At 63.6% G+C, this 15186-nt stretch carries 17 protein-coding genes and 1 pseudogene; 4 read left to right on the top strand and 14 right to left on the bottom strand.

Features of this window, described 5'->3' with window-relative positions; translation table 11 throughout:
- Positions 1–64 precede the first annotated feature (64 nt).
- The 3 genes from ppa to V5B44_RS25695 all read right to left on the bottom strand — a co-directional run bounded on the left by ppa (position 65) and on the right by V5B44_RS25695 (position 1877).
- Positions 65–613: an inorganic diphosphatase gene (gene ppa / locus V5B44_RS25685; protein ID WP_332362128.1), complete on the bottom strand. Its 549-nt coding sequence runs from the start codon at positions 611–613 to the stop codon at positions 65–67.
- A 112-nt stretch (positions 614–725) separates the two neighbouring features.
- Positions 726–1046, bottom strand: a complete 321-nt coding sequence (locus tag V5B44_RS25690) for a hypothetical protein (RefSeq protein WP_332362130.1) — start codon at positions 1044–1046, stop codon at positions 726–728.
- Between the two features lie 273 nt (positions 1047–1319).
- Positions 1320–1877: a hypothetical protein gene (locus V5B44_RS25695; RefSeq protein ID WP_332362132.1), complete on the bottom strand. Its 558-nt coding sequence runs from the start codon at positions 1875–1877 to the stop codon at positions 1320–1322.
- A 531-nt stretch (positions 1878–2408) separates the two neighbouring features.
- Here V5B44_RS25695 and V5B44_RS25700 point away from each other — a divergent pair.
- Positions 2409–3731: an NYN domain-containing protein gene (locus V5B44_RS25700; protein ID WP_332362134.1), complete on the top strand. Its 1323-nt coding sequence runs from the start codon at positions 2409–2411 to the stop codon at positions 3729–3731.
- A gap of 93 nt (positions 3732–3824) precedes the next feature.
- Here V5B44_RS25700 and panD read toward each other — a convergent pair whose 3' ends face one another.
- The 10 genes and pseudogenes from panD to hda form a co-directional block, all read right to left on the bottom strand.
- Entirely contained in the window at positions 3825–4208 is a 384-nt protein-coding gene (panD, locus tag V5B44_RS25705; protein WP_332362136.1) for an aspartate 1-decarboxylase, read from the bottom strand.
- Positions 4209–4265: 57 nt separating this feature from the next.
- A complete protein-coding gene (panC, locus tag V5B44_RS25710; protein WP_332362138.1) occupies positions 4266–5111 on the bottom strand; it encodes a pantoate--beta-alanine ligase in 846 nt (281 codons plus the stop codon).
- 152 nt (positions 5112–5263) lie between these two features.
- Positions 5264–6076: a 3-methyl-2-oxobutanoate hydroxymethyltransferase gene (gene panB, locus V5B44_RS25715; RefSeq protein WP_332362140.1), complete on the bottom strand. Its 813-nt coding sequence runs from the start codon at positions 6074–6076 to the stop codon at positions 5264–5266.
- A gap of 4 nt (positions 6077–6080) precedes the next feature.
- The gene (locus V5B44_RS25720; protein ID WP_332362142.1) at positions 6081–6734 is read right to left on the bottom strand and encodes a deoxynucleoside kinase; all 654 of its coding nucleotides are present in this window, start codon (positions 6732–6734) and stop codon (positions 6081–6083) included.
- Positions 6735–6757: 23 nt separating this feature from the next.
- Positions 6758–7165: a CZB domain-containing protein gene (locus tag V5B44_RS26940; RefSeq protein WP_434735531.1), complete on the bottom strand. Its 408-nt coding sequence runs from the start codon at positions 7163–7165 to the stop codon at positions 6758–6760.
- Positions 7166–7210: 45 nt separating this feature from the next.
- A pseudogene (locus V5B44_RS26945) lies at positions 7211–7873 on the bottom strand (methyl-accepting chemotaxis protein); the annotation flags it as partial.
- A gap of 252 nt (positions 7874–8125) precedes the next feature.
- Positions 8126–8620, bottom strand: a complete 495-nt coding sequence (gene folK, locus V5B44_RS25730; RefSeq protein WP_332362146.1) for a 2-amino-4-hydroxy-6-hydroxymethyldihydropteridine diphosphokinase — start codon at positions 8618–8620, stop codon at positions 8126–8128.
- A 144-nt stretch (positions 8621–8764) separates the two neighbouring features.
- Complete coding sequence (gene pcnB / locus V5B44_RS25735) at positions 8765–10120, bottom strand: polynucleotide adenylyltransferase PcnB (RefSeq protein ID WP_332362148.1); 1356 nt, start codon at positions 10118–10120, stop codon at positions 8765–8767.
- A 92-nt stretch (positions 10121–10212) separates the two neighbouring features.
- On the bottom strand, positions 10213–10878 hold the full coding sequence (locus tag V5B44_RS25740) for an HAD family hydrolase (protein WP_332362150.1): 666 nt from the start codon (positions 10876–10878) through the stop codon (positions 10213–10215).
- 20 nt (positions 10879–10898) lie between these two features.
- Complete coding sequence (gene hda / locus V5B44_RS25745; protein ID WP_332362152.1) at positions 10899–11555, bottom strand: DnaA regulatory inactivator Hda; 657 nt, start codon at positions 11553–11555, stop codon at positions 10899–10901.
- A 143-nt stretch (positions 11556–11698) separates the two neighbouring features.
- Here hda and purM point away from each other — a divergent pair, with 143 nt between their 5' ends.
- The 3 genes from purM to V5B44_RS25760 all read left to right on the top strand — a co-directional run bounded on the left by purM (position 11699) and on the right by V5B44_RS25760 (position 14636).
- A complete protein-coding gene (gene purM, locus V5B44_RS25750) occupies positions 11699–12742 on the top strand; it encodes a phosphoribosylformylglycinamidine cyclo-ligase (protein ID WP_332362203.1) in 1044 nt (347 codons plus the stop codon).
- A 93-nt stretch (positions 12743–12835) separates the two neighbouring features.
- Positions 12836–13675: a DUF3313 domain-containing protein gene (locus V5B44_RS25755; RefSeq protein ID WP_332362154.1), complete on the top strand. Its 840-nt coding sequence runs from the start codon at positions 12836–12838 to the stop codon at positions 13673–13675.
- A gap of 133 nt (positions 13676–13808) precedes the next feature.
- Positions 13809–14636, top strand: coding sequence for an SDR family NAD(P)-dependent oxidoreductase (locus V5B44_RS25760; protein WP_332362156.1), 828 nt, complete (start codon positions 13809–13811; stop codon positions 14634–14636).
- A gap of 99 nt (positions 14637–14735) precedes the next feature.
- Here the strand turns inward: V5B44_RS25760 and V5B44_RS25765 are convergent, their stop codons facing one another.
- The gene (locus tag V5B44_RS25765; RefSeq protein WP_332362158.1) at positions 14736–15185 is read right to left on the bottom strand and encodes a putative toxin-antitoxin system toxin component, PIN family; all 450 of its coding nucleotides are present in this window, start codon (positions 15183–15185) and stop codon (positions 14736–14738) included.
- Position 15186: the final 1 nt, after the last annotated feature.

Here is a 15186-nt window from a genome sequence, read left to right on the forward strand (position 1 = left end):
GGCTCGGTTACCAGCAAAAGGGGCGCTCGTGCGCCCCTCGATCAGCGTGACGAGAAGAACGCGTTCAAAAGGCAGGCTTCTCTTTCGCCTCGTCGTAAGCTCGGACGCCTTCCATGATTTCCTTCTTCGCTTCGTCGCTGCCCAACCAGCCGGCGACCTTGACGAACTTGCCACGTTCAAGATCCTTGTAGTGGGCAAAGAAGTGTGCGATCTGATCAAGCACGACCTGGGGGAAATCACGCGGCGACTCGATGTCGCGATACATGGGTGTCAGGCTATCCACCGGAACAGCCAATAGTTTGCCATCCGGCCCGGCCTCATCTTCCATCGCCAGCAGGCCGATCGGACGGCAGCGCACCACGATTCCCGGTGGCAGCGCGAACTGGGTGACGACCAGCACATCGACCGGATCTCCGTCACCGGCGATGGTATGGGGGATGTAGCCGTAGTTGCACGGGTAGTGCATGGCGGTGGACATGAAGCGATCGACGAAGACCGCTCCGCTATCCTTGTCCACTTCGTACTTCACCGGATCGGCATGCATCGGGATCTCGATGATGACGTTGAAATCGTTGGGGAGTGACTTGCCGGAGGGCACGCGATCTAGGCCCATGTTCGTATCTCTCTGCTGGTTGTGGGAGTCCCGATTATACTCGCCCATCGCCACGCCAGTCACTGCCATGCACGGCTGGAGGAGAGCCGCCAGCCGCGCCGGGCAGGATCAATCAGGTGCGACGCAACTCGTTTTCTGACCACCAGCGCAGGTTGGAGACCTTGCCGCTGGATTGCAGGATGGTTTCCATGGCTGTCGCCAATCTTTCCACCGTTGGCGCATTGGGTAATTTCCTGAACCACTTGCGCACGAACGGCGTGGAAGGTTCGATGAAACACAGGAAGGCGTTCTCGTGCTCCTCATAGTTGCCGCAACCAAGCCAGAGTGGGTACTCCGCATTCTCCAGAGCCACCTTGACGCCCCAATCTTCAACGCTGACCGAGCTGACAGGGAAGCCATGCGCCGGCAGTTCCTGCGACAGGAATTCCGCCAAGCGGATGCCGTAGCGGCCAGGGTTGACCTGTTGGTCCTCACCGGGATATGGCGGGAAATCGGCAGATAAGAATTCCAACTGTGCTCGCATTGGCAGCCTCTGGACGGGTGACTGGACGACGGTCTCGGCACTCGCTCCTTTCCATGGCAAGAAAGCGAGAGTCGGATTGTGACCCTGTTTTGCCGGCCTGTCACAATCGACGATGCCTCATGCAGGCCGGCACCGCGCGTGACCACAACGCCTGACGACAGTCAGGTTTGCTGCATCGGTGCGTTACTCCCGTGGCACGATGCGCAACCACAGTTGAGCATCGTACGGCACCTTGGCCTTCTTGGCGGTCTGGCCGCCCGCCGAATAGTCGCTGGCCGCGCCAAGCAGGACTTTCTCAACGGCAACACCCCGTACCATGAGCGCTGTCCCAACGAAAGGCGCGTCCAGGCGCTGCAGGAACGTGGTGTCGGACAACAGCTTGGCGACCAGAGTGTTCTGCCTGCCCGGGGGGATCTGTCTGCCGTGGTCGCTCCATTCGCTGCCGCCTCGCGCCGAATCGGCCAGATGGCGGGAGATCCATGGGTAGTCCCTGGCGCGACCGAGGGAAAGGGAGACAAGCCGAGCAGATTCGGGAGGGCGGCTTTGCAGCCACTGGGCGAGAACTCGCCGGTAGGTTTCCTCGCTCACCTCGCAGCTTTCAAAGGCCGAGCCGTGCGCACGAAACACGGCATAGGCCGGGTCCGGGGACCCTTCAACGTAGGGGGAACACGCCGACGCGAGGGGCAAAGAAGCAAGCAGCAGGGCTGTCGTCAATACACTGGTGGCAAGGGTCGGGTGCATCAAGAGTCTCCCGGAATTCCGCGTCGGCAGGCAATGCGCTGCGCGTTTTTCGGTGGCACGTTGGCGAGAGGCGCGTTCGAGCTGGTTGCCGTCAACTGGCGGGAAGCTCGACAACCGTGAGCAGGCGATCCATTGCTTGCCCGATCAACGGAGTTCGCTCGCGTCAAATGCCGTCGAGTTTCGTGATAACCGACAAAGCCGTCCGATGCAAGAGTGGCAGGGCTTTCGACGACTTCGGCAGGCACCGGCGCACGGGTTTCGACCGCTGGGTGTGGCGTCAAGCGTTGCCCGGATTTCTCCGGGCCGGACTTTTCCTTGCTTCCTGCTGGTAATTGTTTACCATCTTGGCGATGCACTTCAAGTCCTGTGCGCGTTTGACGGTTTGTTGGAAAGTCGCCTCCCGGATTGTTCCCCAGGGTGAGATCGGCGGCTGTCTGCGTCGGCAAGGACATTGCCGACCACTTGTTCGTCGGGTGGCGGTCGAGTCGTCAAGCCTGAGCGTGGCGAAATCATCTGTGGAGAACAATAATCATGGCCGTAGCGCCCGAAACCGCCATCATGGCGCTGTACTGTGACTTCGAGAACGTTGCCCTTGGCGTTCGCGACGCGAAGTACGACAAGTTCGACATCAAGCCGGTCCTTGAACGCCTGTTGCTCAAGGGCAGTATTGTCGTCAAGAAGGCGTATTGTGACTGGGAGCGATACAAGGGCTTCAAGTCGACCATGCACGAGGCCAGCTTTGAGCTGATCGAGATCCCGCACTTGCGGCAGTCGGGCAAGAATTCGGCCGACATCCGGCTGGTCGTTGACGCGCTCGATCTCTGCTATACCAAGTCGCATGTCGATACCTTCGTGATCATCAGTGGCGATTCGGATTTCTCGCCGCTGGTTTCCAAGCTGAGGGAGAACGCCAAGTACGTGATCGGCGTCGGGGTCAAGCAGTCAACCTCTGATCTACTGATCGGTAACTGCGATGAGTTCATCTTCTATGACGACCTCGTGCGCGAGATGCAACGGTCGGCGCGGCGGGATTCAAAGGAGACCCAGCCAGCGGTCAGGCGCTCGCCGGAAGAGGATGCGGAACGTCGAGCCGAACTCGAGGCGCGTCGGAGCAAGGCGATCGAACTTGCCGTCGCCACCTTTGATGCGCTGGTCGACGAGCGTGGCGACAGCGGCAAGATATGGGCGTCGATGCTGAAGGAGGCGATCAAGCGGCGCAAGCCCGATTTCAGCGAGTCGTACTATGGTTTCCGGGCCTTCGGCAACCTGCTCGAGGAGGCGCAGGGGCGAGGGCTGCTCGAGATTGGTCGCGATGAAAAATCGGGTACCTACGTCTTTCGTCGGAACGGGATTGCTGCACGGGTGCTATCGCCCGCCGAGGCAGCGACTGAGCCGGTGGAAGTCGCGACGCTGGAGCCATCGAGTCCTGGCGCAGTGGCCGCCGAGGCAAGCAATCCGGCGACCGCGCGTCGGAAAGGGGAGGGCAGGCGGAAAGCAGCCGACAAAGGCGTCAAACGGGTCAGGGAAGTCAAAGAGGTAAGAGAGGTCAGCGAAGACTCCAAGCCGGCTGAGTCGCTCAATTCGTTCGAGTCTGTCGAGCAAGCGCGGGAAGCCGCGTTCTTCGGCGACGTTCCCCTGCCGGAGGCGGTCGCGATCCGCGGTAGCGCGGTGGCCATCGAATCTCCGGTCAGCGAGGACGTGGGAGAAGGTCTTGCCGCGGCGGAAGTGACGTTGGCGGCCGAGGTGCCTCTGGCCGCCGCAACGGGGAGCGAGGCGGAAGCCCCGGCAGCCAAGAAGCCGGCCAGCCGCAGTCGTCGCCCGCGCAAGCCGAAAGCACCGACTGAAACTGCCTGATCGGCGGGTCTCACCCGGGCAAGACGGCGGCCTGAAACGAAAAAAGCCACGACCAGTGTCGCGGCTTTTTCATCAATGCCGTGGGCGCTCTGCTCAGGCGGCAATCTGCGTCGGGATTTGGCCAGCCATGCGCACAATGCGGTTCTGAGTATCAACGTAGATCAGTTGCGGGGCGTGTTTGGCGAGTTCGACCTCGCTATACGCCGCGAAGCTTGCAATGATCAGGAGGTCGCCCGGTGCGGCGCGGCGAGCAGCCGATCCATTGACCGAGATGACGCCGGATCCGCGCTCGGCACGAAGGGCGTAGGTCGTGAAGCGCTCGCCATTGTTCACGTTCCAGACGTCTATCTGCTCGTATTCACGGATGTTTGCCGCATCGAGGAGATCCTCGTCGATCGCGCATGACCCTTCGTAGTGAAGCTCGGCGTGCGTGGCGCTGACGCGGTGCAGCTTCGACTTCAACATGGTTCTCTGCATGGATTTTCACCGGTTTAGAGTTTGGGGAAGCGAATTGTAGCGGCTAATGGCAGCCTGTCAATGCCCGCTTGCAAGGACAATTTCGACGTTGTCGATCAGTCGCGCGGCGCCCAGGCGGCTGGCCGCGAGGACGACCAGTGACTGCTCCACGACGTCTTCCGGGACTTGCAGGTCGGACTGTCGCCGCACCGCAACATAGTCGGTCTTCCAGCCGTTGCGGTCGAGCTCGTCGGTTGCCTCGCGTTCGAGCCGGGTGAAATCCCGTTCGCCGGCGCGCACTTCGGCGCTGATACGCTGCAGGAGGCGGTAGAGGCGGGGTGCCTCGGCGCGTTCGCGCGCCGACAGGTAAGCGTTGCGCGACGATAGCGCCAGGCCATCATCGGCGCGGATGGTCTCGCCGCCGACGATGTCCACCGGCAAGGCCAGCTGCCGCGTCATGTTGCGCAGGACCATCAGCTGCTGGTAGTCCTTCTTGCCGAAGAGTGCCACCTGCGGCTGCACGATGTTGAACAGCTTGAGGACAACGGTGGCAACCCCACGAAAGTGGCCAGGGCGAAATTCGCCGTCAAGTTGATGCTGAATCCCGGGCGGGTCGACATGGTACTGCTGTGGCTCGGGGTAGAGCTCAGCCTCGCTCGGTGCGAAGAGCAGGTCGACGCCGGCCGCGGCGAGCAGATCGCAGTCGGCCTGAAAGGTGCGCGGATAGCGATCGAAATCGTCATTCGGTCCGAACTGGAGGCGATTGACGAAAATGCTGGCGACGACGCTAGCGCCGTGGCTGCGCGCCTCGCTCATCAAGGCGATGTGCCCGGCGTGCAGGTTACCCATGGTCGGAACGAAGGCAACACGCTGATGCTGCCGCAGCGCTGCGCGCAACTCGGGGATCGACGAGTGAATCTGCATGACTTTGTTGAACCTCTTTCAAACTGGCGCGACGGTGATTTCGTTGCCGGCCCGCCGCCAGCCGGCCCGGTTGGCCGGGGCTGGCGGCGGTGTTTGCCCTGCTGCGCGGTACGTGTCCTTCGCGACCGAGTGCGCATGGCGGTGGCTGCTCTTCAGTAGCAGTGTTCGGGACCCGGGAAGCTGCCATCCTTCACCGCTGCGACATAGGCTGCGAGGGCTCCGGCGATAGACGGTTGGCCGGCCATGAAGTTCCTCACGAAGCGGGCCTTTCGGCCAGACGAGATGTCCAGCATGTCGTGCAGGACAAGCACCTGGCCGGAGCATTCGCGGCTGGCACCGATGCCGATCGTCGGGATGGCGAGTCGGGCCGTCGTTGCTGCTGCCAGCGCCTCGGGAATGGCTTCGAGAACGATCAGGCTGGCGCCGGCCTCCTGTTGTGCGAGGGCGTCGGCCAGGAGCCTGGCAGCACCGGAGTCATCCTTGCCCTGGACCCGGTAGCCGCCGAGCTGGTGCACCGATTGTGGCGTGAGACCGACGTGGGCACAGACCGGGATGCCGCGCGTGCTGAGGAAGTGCGTCGTCTCGGCCATGTCGAGGCCACCTTCGAGTTTGACCATTTGCGCGCCGGCCGCCATCAGCACGACGGCGTTGCGCAGGGCCTGTTGAGGGCTCTCCTGGAAGCTGCCGAAGGGCATGTCAGCGATCACCAGAGGGTGTTGGCTGCCACGCGCGACGCTTGCGGTATGGTAGGCGATGTCGGCCAGCGTCACCGGCAGCGTCGAGTCGTGGCCTTGCAGGACCATGCCCAGCGAGTCGCCGATCAGCAGGGCATCAACCCCGGCAGCTTCGCACAGCTGCGCGAAGCTTGCGTCGTAACAGGTCAGGACGGCGATCTTTTCGCCTTTGCCGCGCATCCTGGCGAGGTCGAGATGCGTCAGGCGGCGAGTCGCCGCGTGGGTGGACATGAGCTTACTCTCCCCGGTTGAAGTATTCGCGGTGTCCGCGCATCGCCTCGATGCGCTTGACGAGCAGTTGAAAGTCATCGTCGCTGTCGACGAAATTGATGTTCTCGGAATTGACCACCATCACCGGCGCTGCGTTGTAGTTGTGGAAGAAGTGCATGTAGCTTTCGGCCAGGCGAGTAAGGTACGCATCTCCGATGCTACGTTCCATGTCGATGCCGCGCCTGCGCACCCGTGCGATCAGTGTTTCCGGCTTGGCCTGCAGATAGATCACCAGATCGGGTGGGGCAGCCTGTGGTGATAGATGTTCGCAGATCTGGCGGTACAGGCCGTAGTCATCCTCGGAAAGCGTCAGCAAGGCAAACAGAGAGTCCTTTTCGAGCAGAAAATCCGCGATCACCGGGCGGGTGAGGAGATCGGCCTGCGACAGTTCGCGTAGCTTGTCAATCCGTTGACAGAGGAAAAACAACTGTGTCTGCAGGGCATATCGCTGCTGATCCTGATAGAAGCGGCTCAGGAAGGGGTTCAGTTCGGGTTGCTCGAGATGCAGGTGTGCGTCCAGATGGGCGCCCAGCCGGCGAGCCAGGCTGGTCTTGCCGACGCCGATCGGGCCTTCGACGACGATGTGGCGGGCAGCAGTGAGTGTATTGCGCGTAGACATGACAAGCGGCTGGTGGTGGCGAATCAGCGTTGGAGGAAAAGGACGTCGGGTTTGGCAGCGCCGTCCAGTGCCATTCGCTCAAGACACTGCAGCACGTTCGTGCTGGCGGCTTCCATCTGCTCGACGGCATCCAGGCCGGCCGAGACATTACCCGCACGATACGACTCGACCGCCATGCGACCCTGCCGATGAATCTCGAGATGGGATCCTTCCAGCGTCCGGTAACCGTCAAGTGGCGAGAAGCAGGTCTTGCCCTCACCTTCGTAATACCATTTCCCCAGATGGCAGCCGGTAGGTGTGGCGAGGTCTCCGGCGCTGGCTTCCGAGGTACCCATGAACACCTGGTAGACATCGAGCTTGAAGAGCAGATGGTCAATCTTGGCCAGTTCGATGAAGCTGCGCAGCGCGGCGACGCCAACGGTTCGCTCCATTTGCTGTGCCAGCGCGCTGATGCCACCAATCGTCGACGACGCCTGACGGCCCTGCTCGCTGAATGAATCGGACTGCTCGGCAAGGTTGCCGATGCTGCTCTGGGCCGAGATGGTTTCGCCCTGGATGGTGGTGACCAGTTGAGAAATGTCGCTGGTGGCATGGGTCGTTCGGTCGGCCAGCTTGCGGACCTCGTCGGCGACCACGGCAAAACCGCGGCCAGCCTCGCCGGCGCGGGCGGCCTCGATTGCCGCGTTGAGCGCCAGGAGATTGGTCTGGTCCGCGATTTCCTTGATCAGGTGGACAATGCCACCGATCTTCTGGGCACTGCCTTGCAGACTGACCACCTTGTCCAGGGCTTGCCGCGAGTCCCGCGCGAGATTGTTCAACTCATGGCTGATCGCGTCTACCGAGCTACGGCTCTTCGCAGCCAGGTCGGCAGCAGCAAAGCTCTTCTCGCTGCGTAGCCGCTCAGCCTGCGCGAGGAGGCTCTGCCGCGACTCGCTCAGCGATTGCCGATACGACCGGAAGGCAGCAAACAGGCGCTGCAGTTCGGCAATCTGTCTTGCCGCCAACTCCGAACTCTGCAGCGATTGCGCGTGCTGTGCCTGCGCCGAGGCGAGCTGATCCTGCAGCAGTGCTTTCTGCCCCTCCAGCTCGCCGACCCGCCGTTCCAGGTTGCGTATCCTTTCCCTACCCCCGAAAATCATCCCGTTTCCTCCGTGGCAATCGGCCGCTCAGGCCGGGCGCGCGGTGCAAGACGCACCAAGGTAGCCAATCGGCGCCTAGGATACACAGAGCAGCCCGCAGATGGTCATTTTTGCGCAGCGTCGCGAGAGAAAAAAGACGAAACGACAAGGATTGCCGGCATGTGGGCAGGGCTTTGCCACCTTCTCCCTTTCACCCGGTGCCCGGCTGCGCGCCGGGTATCGGCTTCCCGGCCGGCCGCGGGGGAAGATTTGCTATTCACAAAGCTTTTCGATCCTTTGCTGGCTGACTGCCGGTAGCCAGGCGGCCGCGCTGCCGCGCCCTGGGATACGGCAAAGCGGTTCAATCTCGAGCAAGGGAGCGATGACGAAGGCGCGCAGGTGCAGGCGCGGGTGCGGCAGGCTGAGTTGCGGGCTGTCGATTTCGCATTCGTCGTAGAGCAGCAGGTCGAGATCGAGGGTGCGCGGTGCGTGGTGAAATTCGCGCCGACGACCAAAGCGACGCTCGACGACAAACAGCGCGTCGAGCAGTTGCCGGGGCTCGAGGACTGTTTCGAGAGCGGCAACGGCGTTGATGAAGTCAGGCTGGCCACGAATGCCTACTGGTGCCGTGCGATAGAGCGACGAGAGCCGCAGCAGGTGCGACCCCGGCAACTCGGCCAGCGCCACGCCCGCCGCACGCACCTGTGCCACCGGTTCGGCGAGATTGGCGCCCAATGCGACGAAAGCAAGGTGGTTGCGGCTAGACACGCCGGGCCCGGCGGCGGCATCGGGCGCTGCTCGCGCCGCAACCGCCCGCGGCAACCGGCTCAGCCGGCGATCGGGCGGTCAGGCCGGGCCGGCGATTGCCGTCGGGCTCGTGGCCGGGAGAACTCGCGGGCCAGCCTCGACGATTCATTCCGGGAGGCTGCTGTTCTGTCCAGCGTCTGCCGTTGGCCGGCGACGGCGGCGACGTTTCTTCGCCGCCCCGGGTGCTTGCGGCAGCAGCATCGCGGCGCGTGCCTCGTCACTGGCGTGCAGAAAATCCGTCCACCACTCGCCGACCTCGCGCTCGATCTCGCCGGACTCGACACGGAGCAGCAGGAAATCGTAGCCGGCCTTGAAACGCGGCTGCTGCAGGACGCCGTAGGGCCGCTTGCCCGACCGTTGTTCGAAGCGTGGCTGCAGGGCCCAGATATCCTTGATGTCACCGGCTATGCGCCGGGTGATCGCGAGTTTTTCGGCCTGCACATCGAGGACTTCGTCCATCGCCACGAACAGCGCCGGGATTGCCGGCTCACCGCTGGCCTTGAGCGGCTCCCACTTGGCCAGTACCTCGTGCCAGAGCAGGGTGGCAAAAAGGAAGCCAGGCGAGATCGGCCTGCCTTCGCGCACCCGACGATCGGTGGTCTCCAGCGCCAGCATGACGAAGCGTTCGCCGAGCGCCTGGTCGAGAATCACGTCTAGCAGTGGCAGCAGCCCGTGGTGCAGCCCCTCCTCGCGCAGCCGCGTAACGCAGCGCACGGCGTGGCCGGAGGTGAGCAGCTTGAGCATTTCGTCGAACAGGCGAGAAGGCGGCACGTTCTCGATCAGACTGCCCATTTCACGGATTGGCCGCCGTGCCTCGGGATCGATCGACAGGCTCAGCTTGGCGGCCAGGCGGACTGCTCGCAGCATGCGCACCGGATCCTCGCGGTAGCGCGTCTTCGGGTCGCCGATCATGCGCAGGGTTTTCTGTTGCAGGTCGGCAACGCCATGATGGTAATCGACGATGGTCTCGGAGGTCGGATCGTAGTACAGGGCGTTGACCGTGAAATCCCGGCGCGCCGCATCTTCCGCCTGGCTGCCGAAGACGTTGTCGCGCAGCACGCGGCCCTGTTCGTCAGTCTGCGCCTTGTTGCCGCTCTGCTCTCCGTGGTGGCCGCGGAAAGTGGTCACCTCGATCGTTTCCGCCCCCATGTTGACGTGCACGATCTGGAAGCGGCGGCCGATGATGCGCGAACGGCGGAAGCAGTGGCGCACCTGTTCCGGTGTGGCATTGGTGGCAACGTCGAAATCCTTCGGCGTCAGGCCGGCCAGCAGATCGCGCACGGCACCGCCGACGATATAGGCCTGGTAGCCGTTTTCCTGCAGGGTTGCGACGGTGCGTTGGCAGCCACGGCTGATGTCGTCACGCTGCAGGCCGTGCTGGGCCACGCCAATGACCGCCGGTTGGCCGTGCTTGCCGGCATTGTTGCGTCCGAGGACGCGGGAGATGAACTTGCGGATCATTGCTTGTGGCTCTTGTCCTGCTCAGATTGCGCTATTGCGGGGGCATGATAGCGGATATTCCACCGGCCAATGGCAGGTGATTGCCAATGCGCTCACCCGAGCAGACTCAGGATCGGCCAGCCGGCAGCGGTGGCGTGGGCGCGCAGGGTAGGGTCGGGGTCCACGACCACCGGGTGACTGACCCTGGACAGCAGGGGCAGGTCGTTCTGAGAGTCGCTGTAGAACCAACTGCGCTCGAAGCTGCTCCACCACAACCCCATGGCTTCGAGCCAGGCCTCGACGCGGACGATCTTGCCTTCGCGGAAGGACGGTATGCCGCGTGGCTGACCGGTGAATTGGCCATTGTCCTGCGCCGGGATAGTGGCGATCAGATGGGCGATTCCGAACTCGCGCACGATCGGTCCGGTCACGAAGCTGTTGGTTGCCGTAACGATGGCGCACAGGGCGCCGCCATCGAGATGCTCGCGAACCAGCGCCCGGGCCTTGGCGCCGATCAACGGCACGATGTGCCGCGACAGGAATTCGCGCTGCCAGGTGTCAAGCTCTGCGCGCGGGAAGCGCGACAAGGGCTGCAACTGGAAATCCAGAAAGACATCGATATCGAGGGTGCCCGCCTTGTATTGCTCGTAGAACTCGATATTTCTCGCTTCGTACAGGGCGCGGTCGAGAATTCCCTTGCCGATCAGGAACTGCGCCCATTCAAAGTCGCTGTCACCAGCGATCAGGGTGTTGTCGAGGTCGAAGAGGGCCAGATCCATTCTTTGCTTTCAGACAGGTCTCAGATGTTCAGGGAGGTTTGCAGAACCTCGCGCAGTAGCGGCAGGGTGATCGGACGCTTGTGTTCGAGCGAGTAACGGTCGATGGCCAGGAGCAAGGCAGCCAGGTTGCGCATGTCGCGTGGTGCACGCGAAAAGAGGTAGCTGAAGGCCTCCGGCGGCAGGACCAGGCCCCTCGTCCTCGCCTGCTCGGCGAGTGCCGCCAGCTTCTCGGCGTCGCTCAGCGGGTGCAGGCGGTAAACCAGACCGCTCCCCAGGCGGGTGCGCAGATCCTCGCGCAGCGTCAGTCGCGAGGGGGGCTCGTCGGCTGCGGCGAGCAGACGGCCGCCGCCGCCACGCAGGCGATTGATCAGGTTGAAGAGGACGATCTGCCCACCGTCGACCAGCGCCTCAAGGTGGTCCACGGCGTAGACATCCTGCGCCAGCGCCAGCGCGGACAGTTGCGGATCCAGCCGCGCATCGCAGTACGCTGCCGGACACGCCTGCAGCAGATGCGTCTTGCCGGCTCCCGCTTCACCCCAGACAAAAAACACGGACTCGCGGTTCGTCGGTGCCAGCCACGCCGCCAGACCGGTCAGCGCTTCCGCGTTGCTGCCGGTGACAAAATTGTCGAAGCTGGGCGGATCCGCCGGCAGCAGGTCAAGGATCAACTGCCGCATCGGGGCTGTTTCGAGTTGCGGCGTATGCGGGCGGTCAGCACGCGGAAGGGCCATTTCGGATAAGATTCGGGGTTCAGACGATCGAAGTCGTGCATTCTACCACTGCGCAGCATCTGGCAGCCTTGCTCGGGACACCCTACAAGATGACTCAGGAATCTCTCTCCTATCGCGATGCGGGTGTCGACATCGACGCCGGCGATCAACTGGTCGAACGAATCAAGCCCTTCGCCCGCAAGACCATTCGTCCGGGCGTGCTCGGTGGCATTGGCGGGTTTGGCGCGCTGTTCGAAGTACCGCGAAACTACCGCGAGCCGGTACTGGTTTCGGGTACCGACGGGGTTGGCACCAAACTCAAGCTGGCTTTCGAGCTGCAGCGGCATGACACCATCGGCATCGATCTGGTGGCCATGAGCGTCAACGACATCCTGGTGCAAGGCGCCGAACCGCTGTTCTTCCTCGACTACTTCGCCTGCGGCAAGCTCGACGTCGATACCGCCGCCGATGTCGTCAAGGGCATCGCCAGGGGCTGCGAACTTGCCGGCTGCGCACTGATCGGCGGTGAGACGGCCGAGATGCCCGGCATGTATCCGGCGGGTGAGTACGACCTTGCCGGTTTTGCCGTCGGCGTCGTCGAGAAGTCGGCGATCATCGACGGCTCAACGATCGTCCCGGGTGACGTCCTGCTTGGCCTGCCGTCATCGGGCGCCCACGCCAACGGCTACTCGCTGATACGCAAGATCGTTGCCCGCTCGCAGCCGGATCTGGCGCAGGCCTTCGACGGCGAAACCACGCTTGCCGAAGCCGTCCTGGCGCCGACGCGAATCTATGTCAAGCCTCTGTTGGCGCTGATGCAGTCGCTGCCGGTCAAGGGCATGGCCCACATCACCGGCGGCGGCCTCACCGGCAACGTGCCGCGCATCCTGCCGCCGGCGGTCAGGGCCGAGATCGTGCAGGCAGCCTGGCCGCGCCCGAAACTGTTCGACTGGTTGCAGCGCGAAGGCAGCGTGGCCGACAGCGAAATGCACCGTGTTTTCAATTGCGGCATCGGCATGGTCGTCGTCGTCGCGCGCGAGAATGCGCAGCAGGCGGTCCAGGTCCTGCGCGAGGCGGGCGAGCCGGCCGTGGTCATCGGTGTCATCAAGGTGCGCGCCGAGGGGGAAGCGGCGACGACAGTGGTTTCCGACTGAGAGGCTGTACCTGTTTTTCACCGGCCATGACGCCACGCAAAAGACGTGGCCTGCTCGATGGCGTAAAATGATCAACTCCAACAGGGAGAGGCAATGATGACTGCAACAGATGGGTTTTGTGTTCGGAAGAATGGCGTGGCGACGATGCGCTTGAACAGGACGCGGCGGGTGGCTGGCAGCCTGGGTATCGCCGCCGCCCTGCTGCTGGGCGGTTGCGCCGATCTCACCGGCCCGTCGACCACTGTCACGGCCAGCGATCCGGCGCGCATCACCCGCACAGGCTTCCTCAGCGACTACGGTCGCCTGACGCTTGCGCCCGGCGGTGACGGTGCGCTGTGCTGGCGGAAGCCGGAACTAGACCTGAAGCGTTACAACAAGGTGCTGATCAACCGCATTCTGGTGACCATCAAGGCCGATCAGCAGGAGGGTGTCGACCCGACGGATCTCAAGTCCCTGGTCGACTACTTTCACGGCGCGCTGGTCAAGGAATTGAAGCCGCAGATGCAGATCGTCAATGAGCCTGGGCCAGGGGTGATCGTCTTGCGCATAGCGCTGACCGATCTGGTGCCAACGCAGGTCAGCCGCAGCCTCGTCGGGACCGCGATCCCGTACGGCTTCGTGGCCGAGGCAGGTTCCGGGGTGGCGACCGGCAGACCGGCGGGGTCCACACCGTATCTCGGCGAGACCGGTATCGAAATGCAGTTTCTCGACGGCGCCAGCGGTGTCGTGCTGGCCGAATGCGCCGACACGCAGATCGGGAGGAAGTATGCTGCCGATGTCGACGCAGGCGCGGCCGGGGCTACCAATACCTGGGTCAAGGGCTACATGAGTTCCTTCCAGAGCTGGTCGTACGCGCGGGACGCCTTCGACAAGTGGGCGCGGCAAATTGCCACGCGGTTTGCGGTTCTGCGCGGAGTCGAGCCGCCCAGGTAAGCTGTGCTCGCCAAGGGGCCGCTGTTGCGGCCCTTTTTCATGGTGCGCCAGCCGGCCGCCAGATCCTTGCTCGGGTCAGGAGTCCGGATGGGCAAACCCTGGCAGGTTTGACTGACAACAAGGGGAAACACGAATGGGAAAGCTCGCGGGAAAAGTGGCCATCGTCAGCGGTTCGGGGCGGGGCATCGGGCGGGAAGTGGCGCTCAAGCTGGCCCGGGAAGGCGCACGCGTGGTCGTCAATGATCTCGACGCGGGGCCGGCCGAGCAGACCGTCGCCGACATCGGCGCTGACAGCGGGCGGGCGGTGGCCTGCGTCGGCAGCGTGACCTCGCACGACTTTGCCGGGCGCTTCGTGCAGACCGCGCTCGGTGAGTTCGGCGGGCTCGATATCATCGTCAACAATGCCGGCTACACCTGGGACAACGTCGTCCAGAAGATGACCGACGAGCAATGGCAAGCGATGCTCGATGTGCATCTGACTGCCCCTTTCCGGATTCTGCGCGCGGCAGCCGACTTCATCCGCACGGCAGCGAAGCAGGAGAGCGAGGCCGGGCAGGAGAATTTCCGGAAGGTGGTCAACGTCTCGTCGATTGCCGGCATCGGCGGCAATGCGGGCCAAGTCAATTATGCCGCGGCCAAGGCCGGGATCGTCGGCCTGACGCGGACGCTGGCCAAGGAATGGGGCCGCTACCGGGTGAATGTGAATTGCGTCGCCTTCGGCCTGATCAATACCCGCTTGACCAGTGCCCCTGCCGGTGGCAACGCGACGCTGGAAATCGAAGGCCGGCAGATCAAGGGCGGCGTCAATCCCGACCTGCTCCGGCAAATGGAAGCCATGGTGCCGCTCGGTCGCGGCGGCACCCCCGAAGAGGCGGCCGGGGCCATCGTGATGCTGTGCTATCCCGAGGCCAATTACGTCTCCGGCGAACTCCTGGTCTGCGCCGGCGGCTTCCGCATCTGACGCCGTGCGGGTGTGCTGCCGTGGTGAGCACGGTCTGGCGCGACAGGCGAGCGTCCTGCAGGGTCCCGAGCGTATTGCGCTGACCGGCGGGCAGGGCGTTCAGGCGATCGCAGCGGTCGGGCTTTCAGCAATCAGGCCGCTGGCCGCGCTGGCCGTGACTATCACGAAGGGGAGCGGCAGGCGGCGCTGGCGGGCGAGTTGCAGCAGCCTGCGGTCGCGGGTGATCAGCAGGTCGGCCCGGCAGCGCATGCCGAGGATCAGGAACTTCTGGTCGTCGGCGTCGCGGCAGCGGGGCAGCGGGTAATCCTCGACCGCGTCGGGTTCGCAGTGGGTAACGAAACTGGCGTAACCGTCCAGCAGCACGCCCTGTGCTGCCGCGTCGAGACCGAACTGCGGATAGGTACAGACGCGCTGCAGTTCGGCGAGACAGGGGTGGTCGGTAAAGCAGTGCAGGGTGCCGCGCGCTATGGCCTGCTGCAGCGCCAGCGTCTGCGGATCCGCGAAGTGCAGCAGATCGATCACGATGTTGGTATCGAGTACCGCGCGCATC

It is taken from the genome of Candidatus Accumulibacter necessarius, from assembly GCF_036625085.1.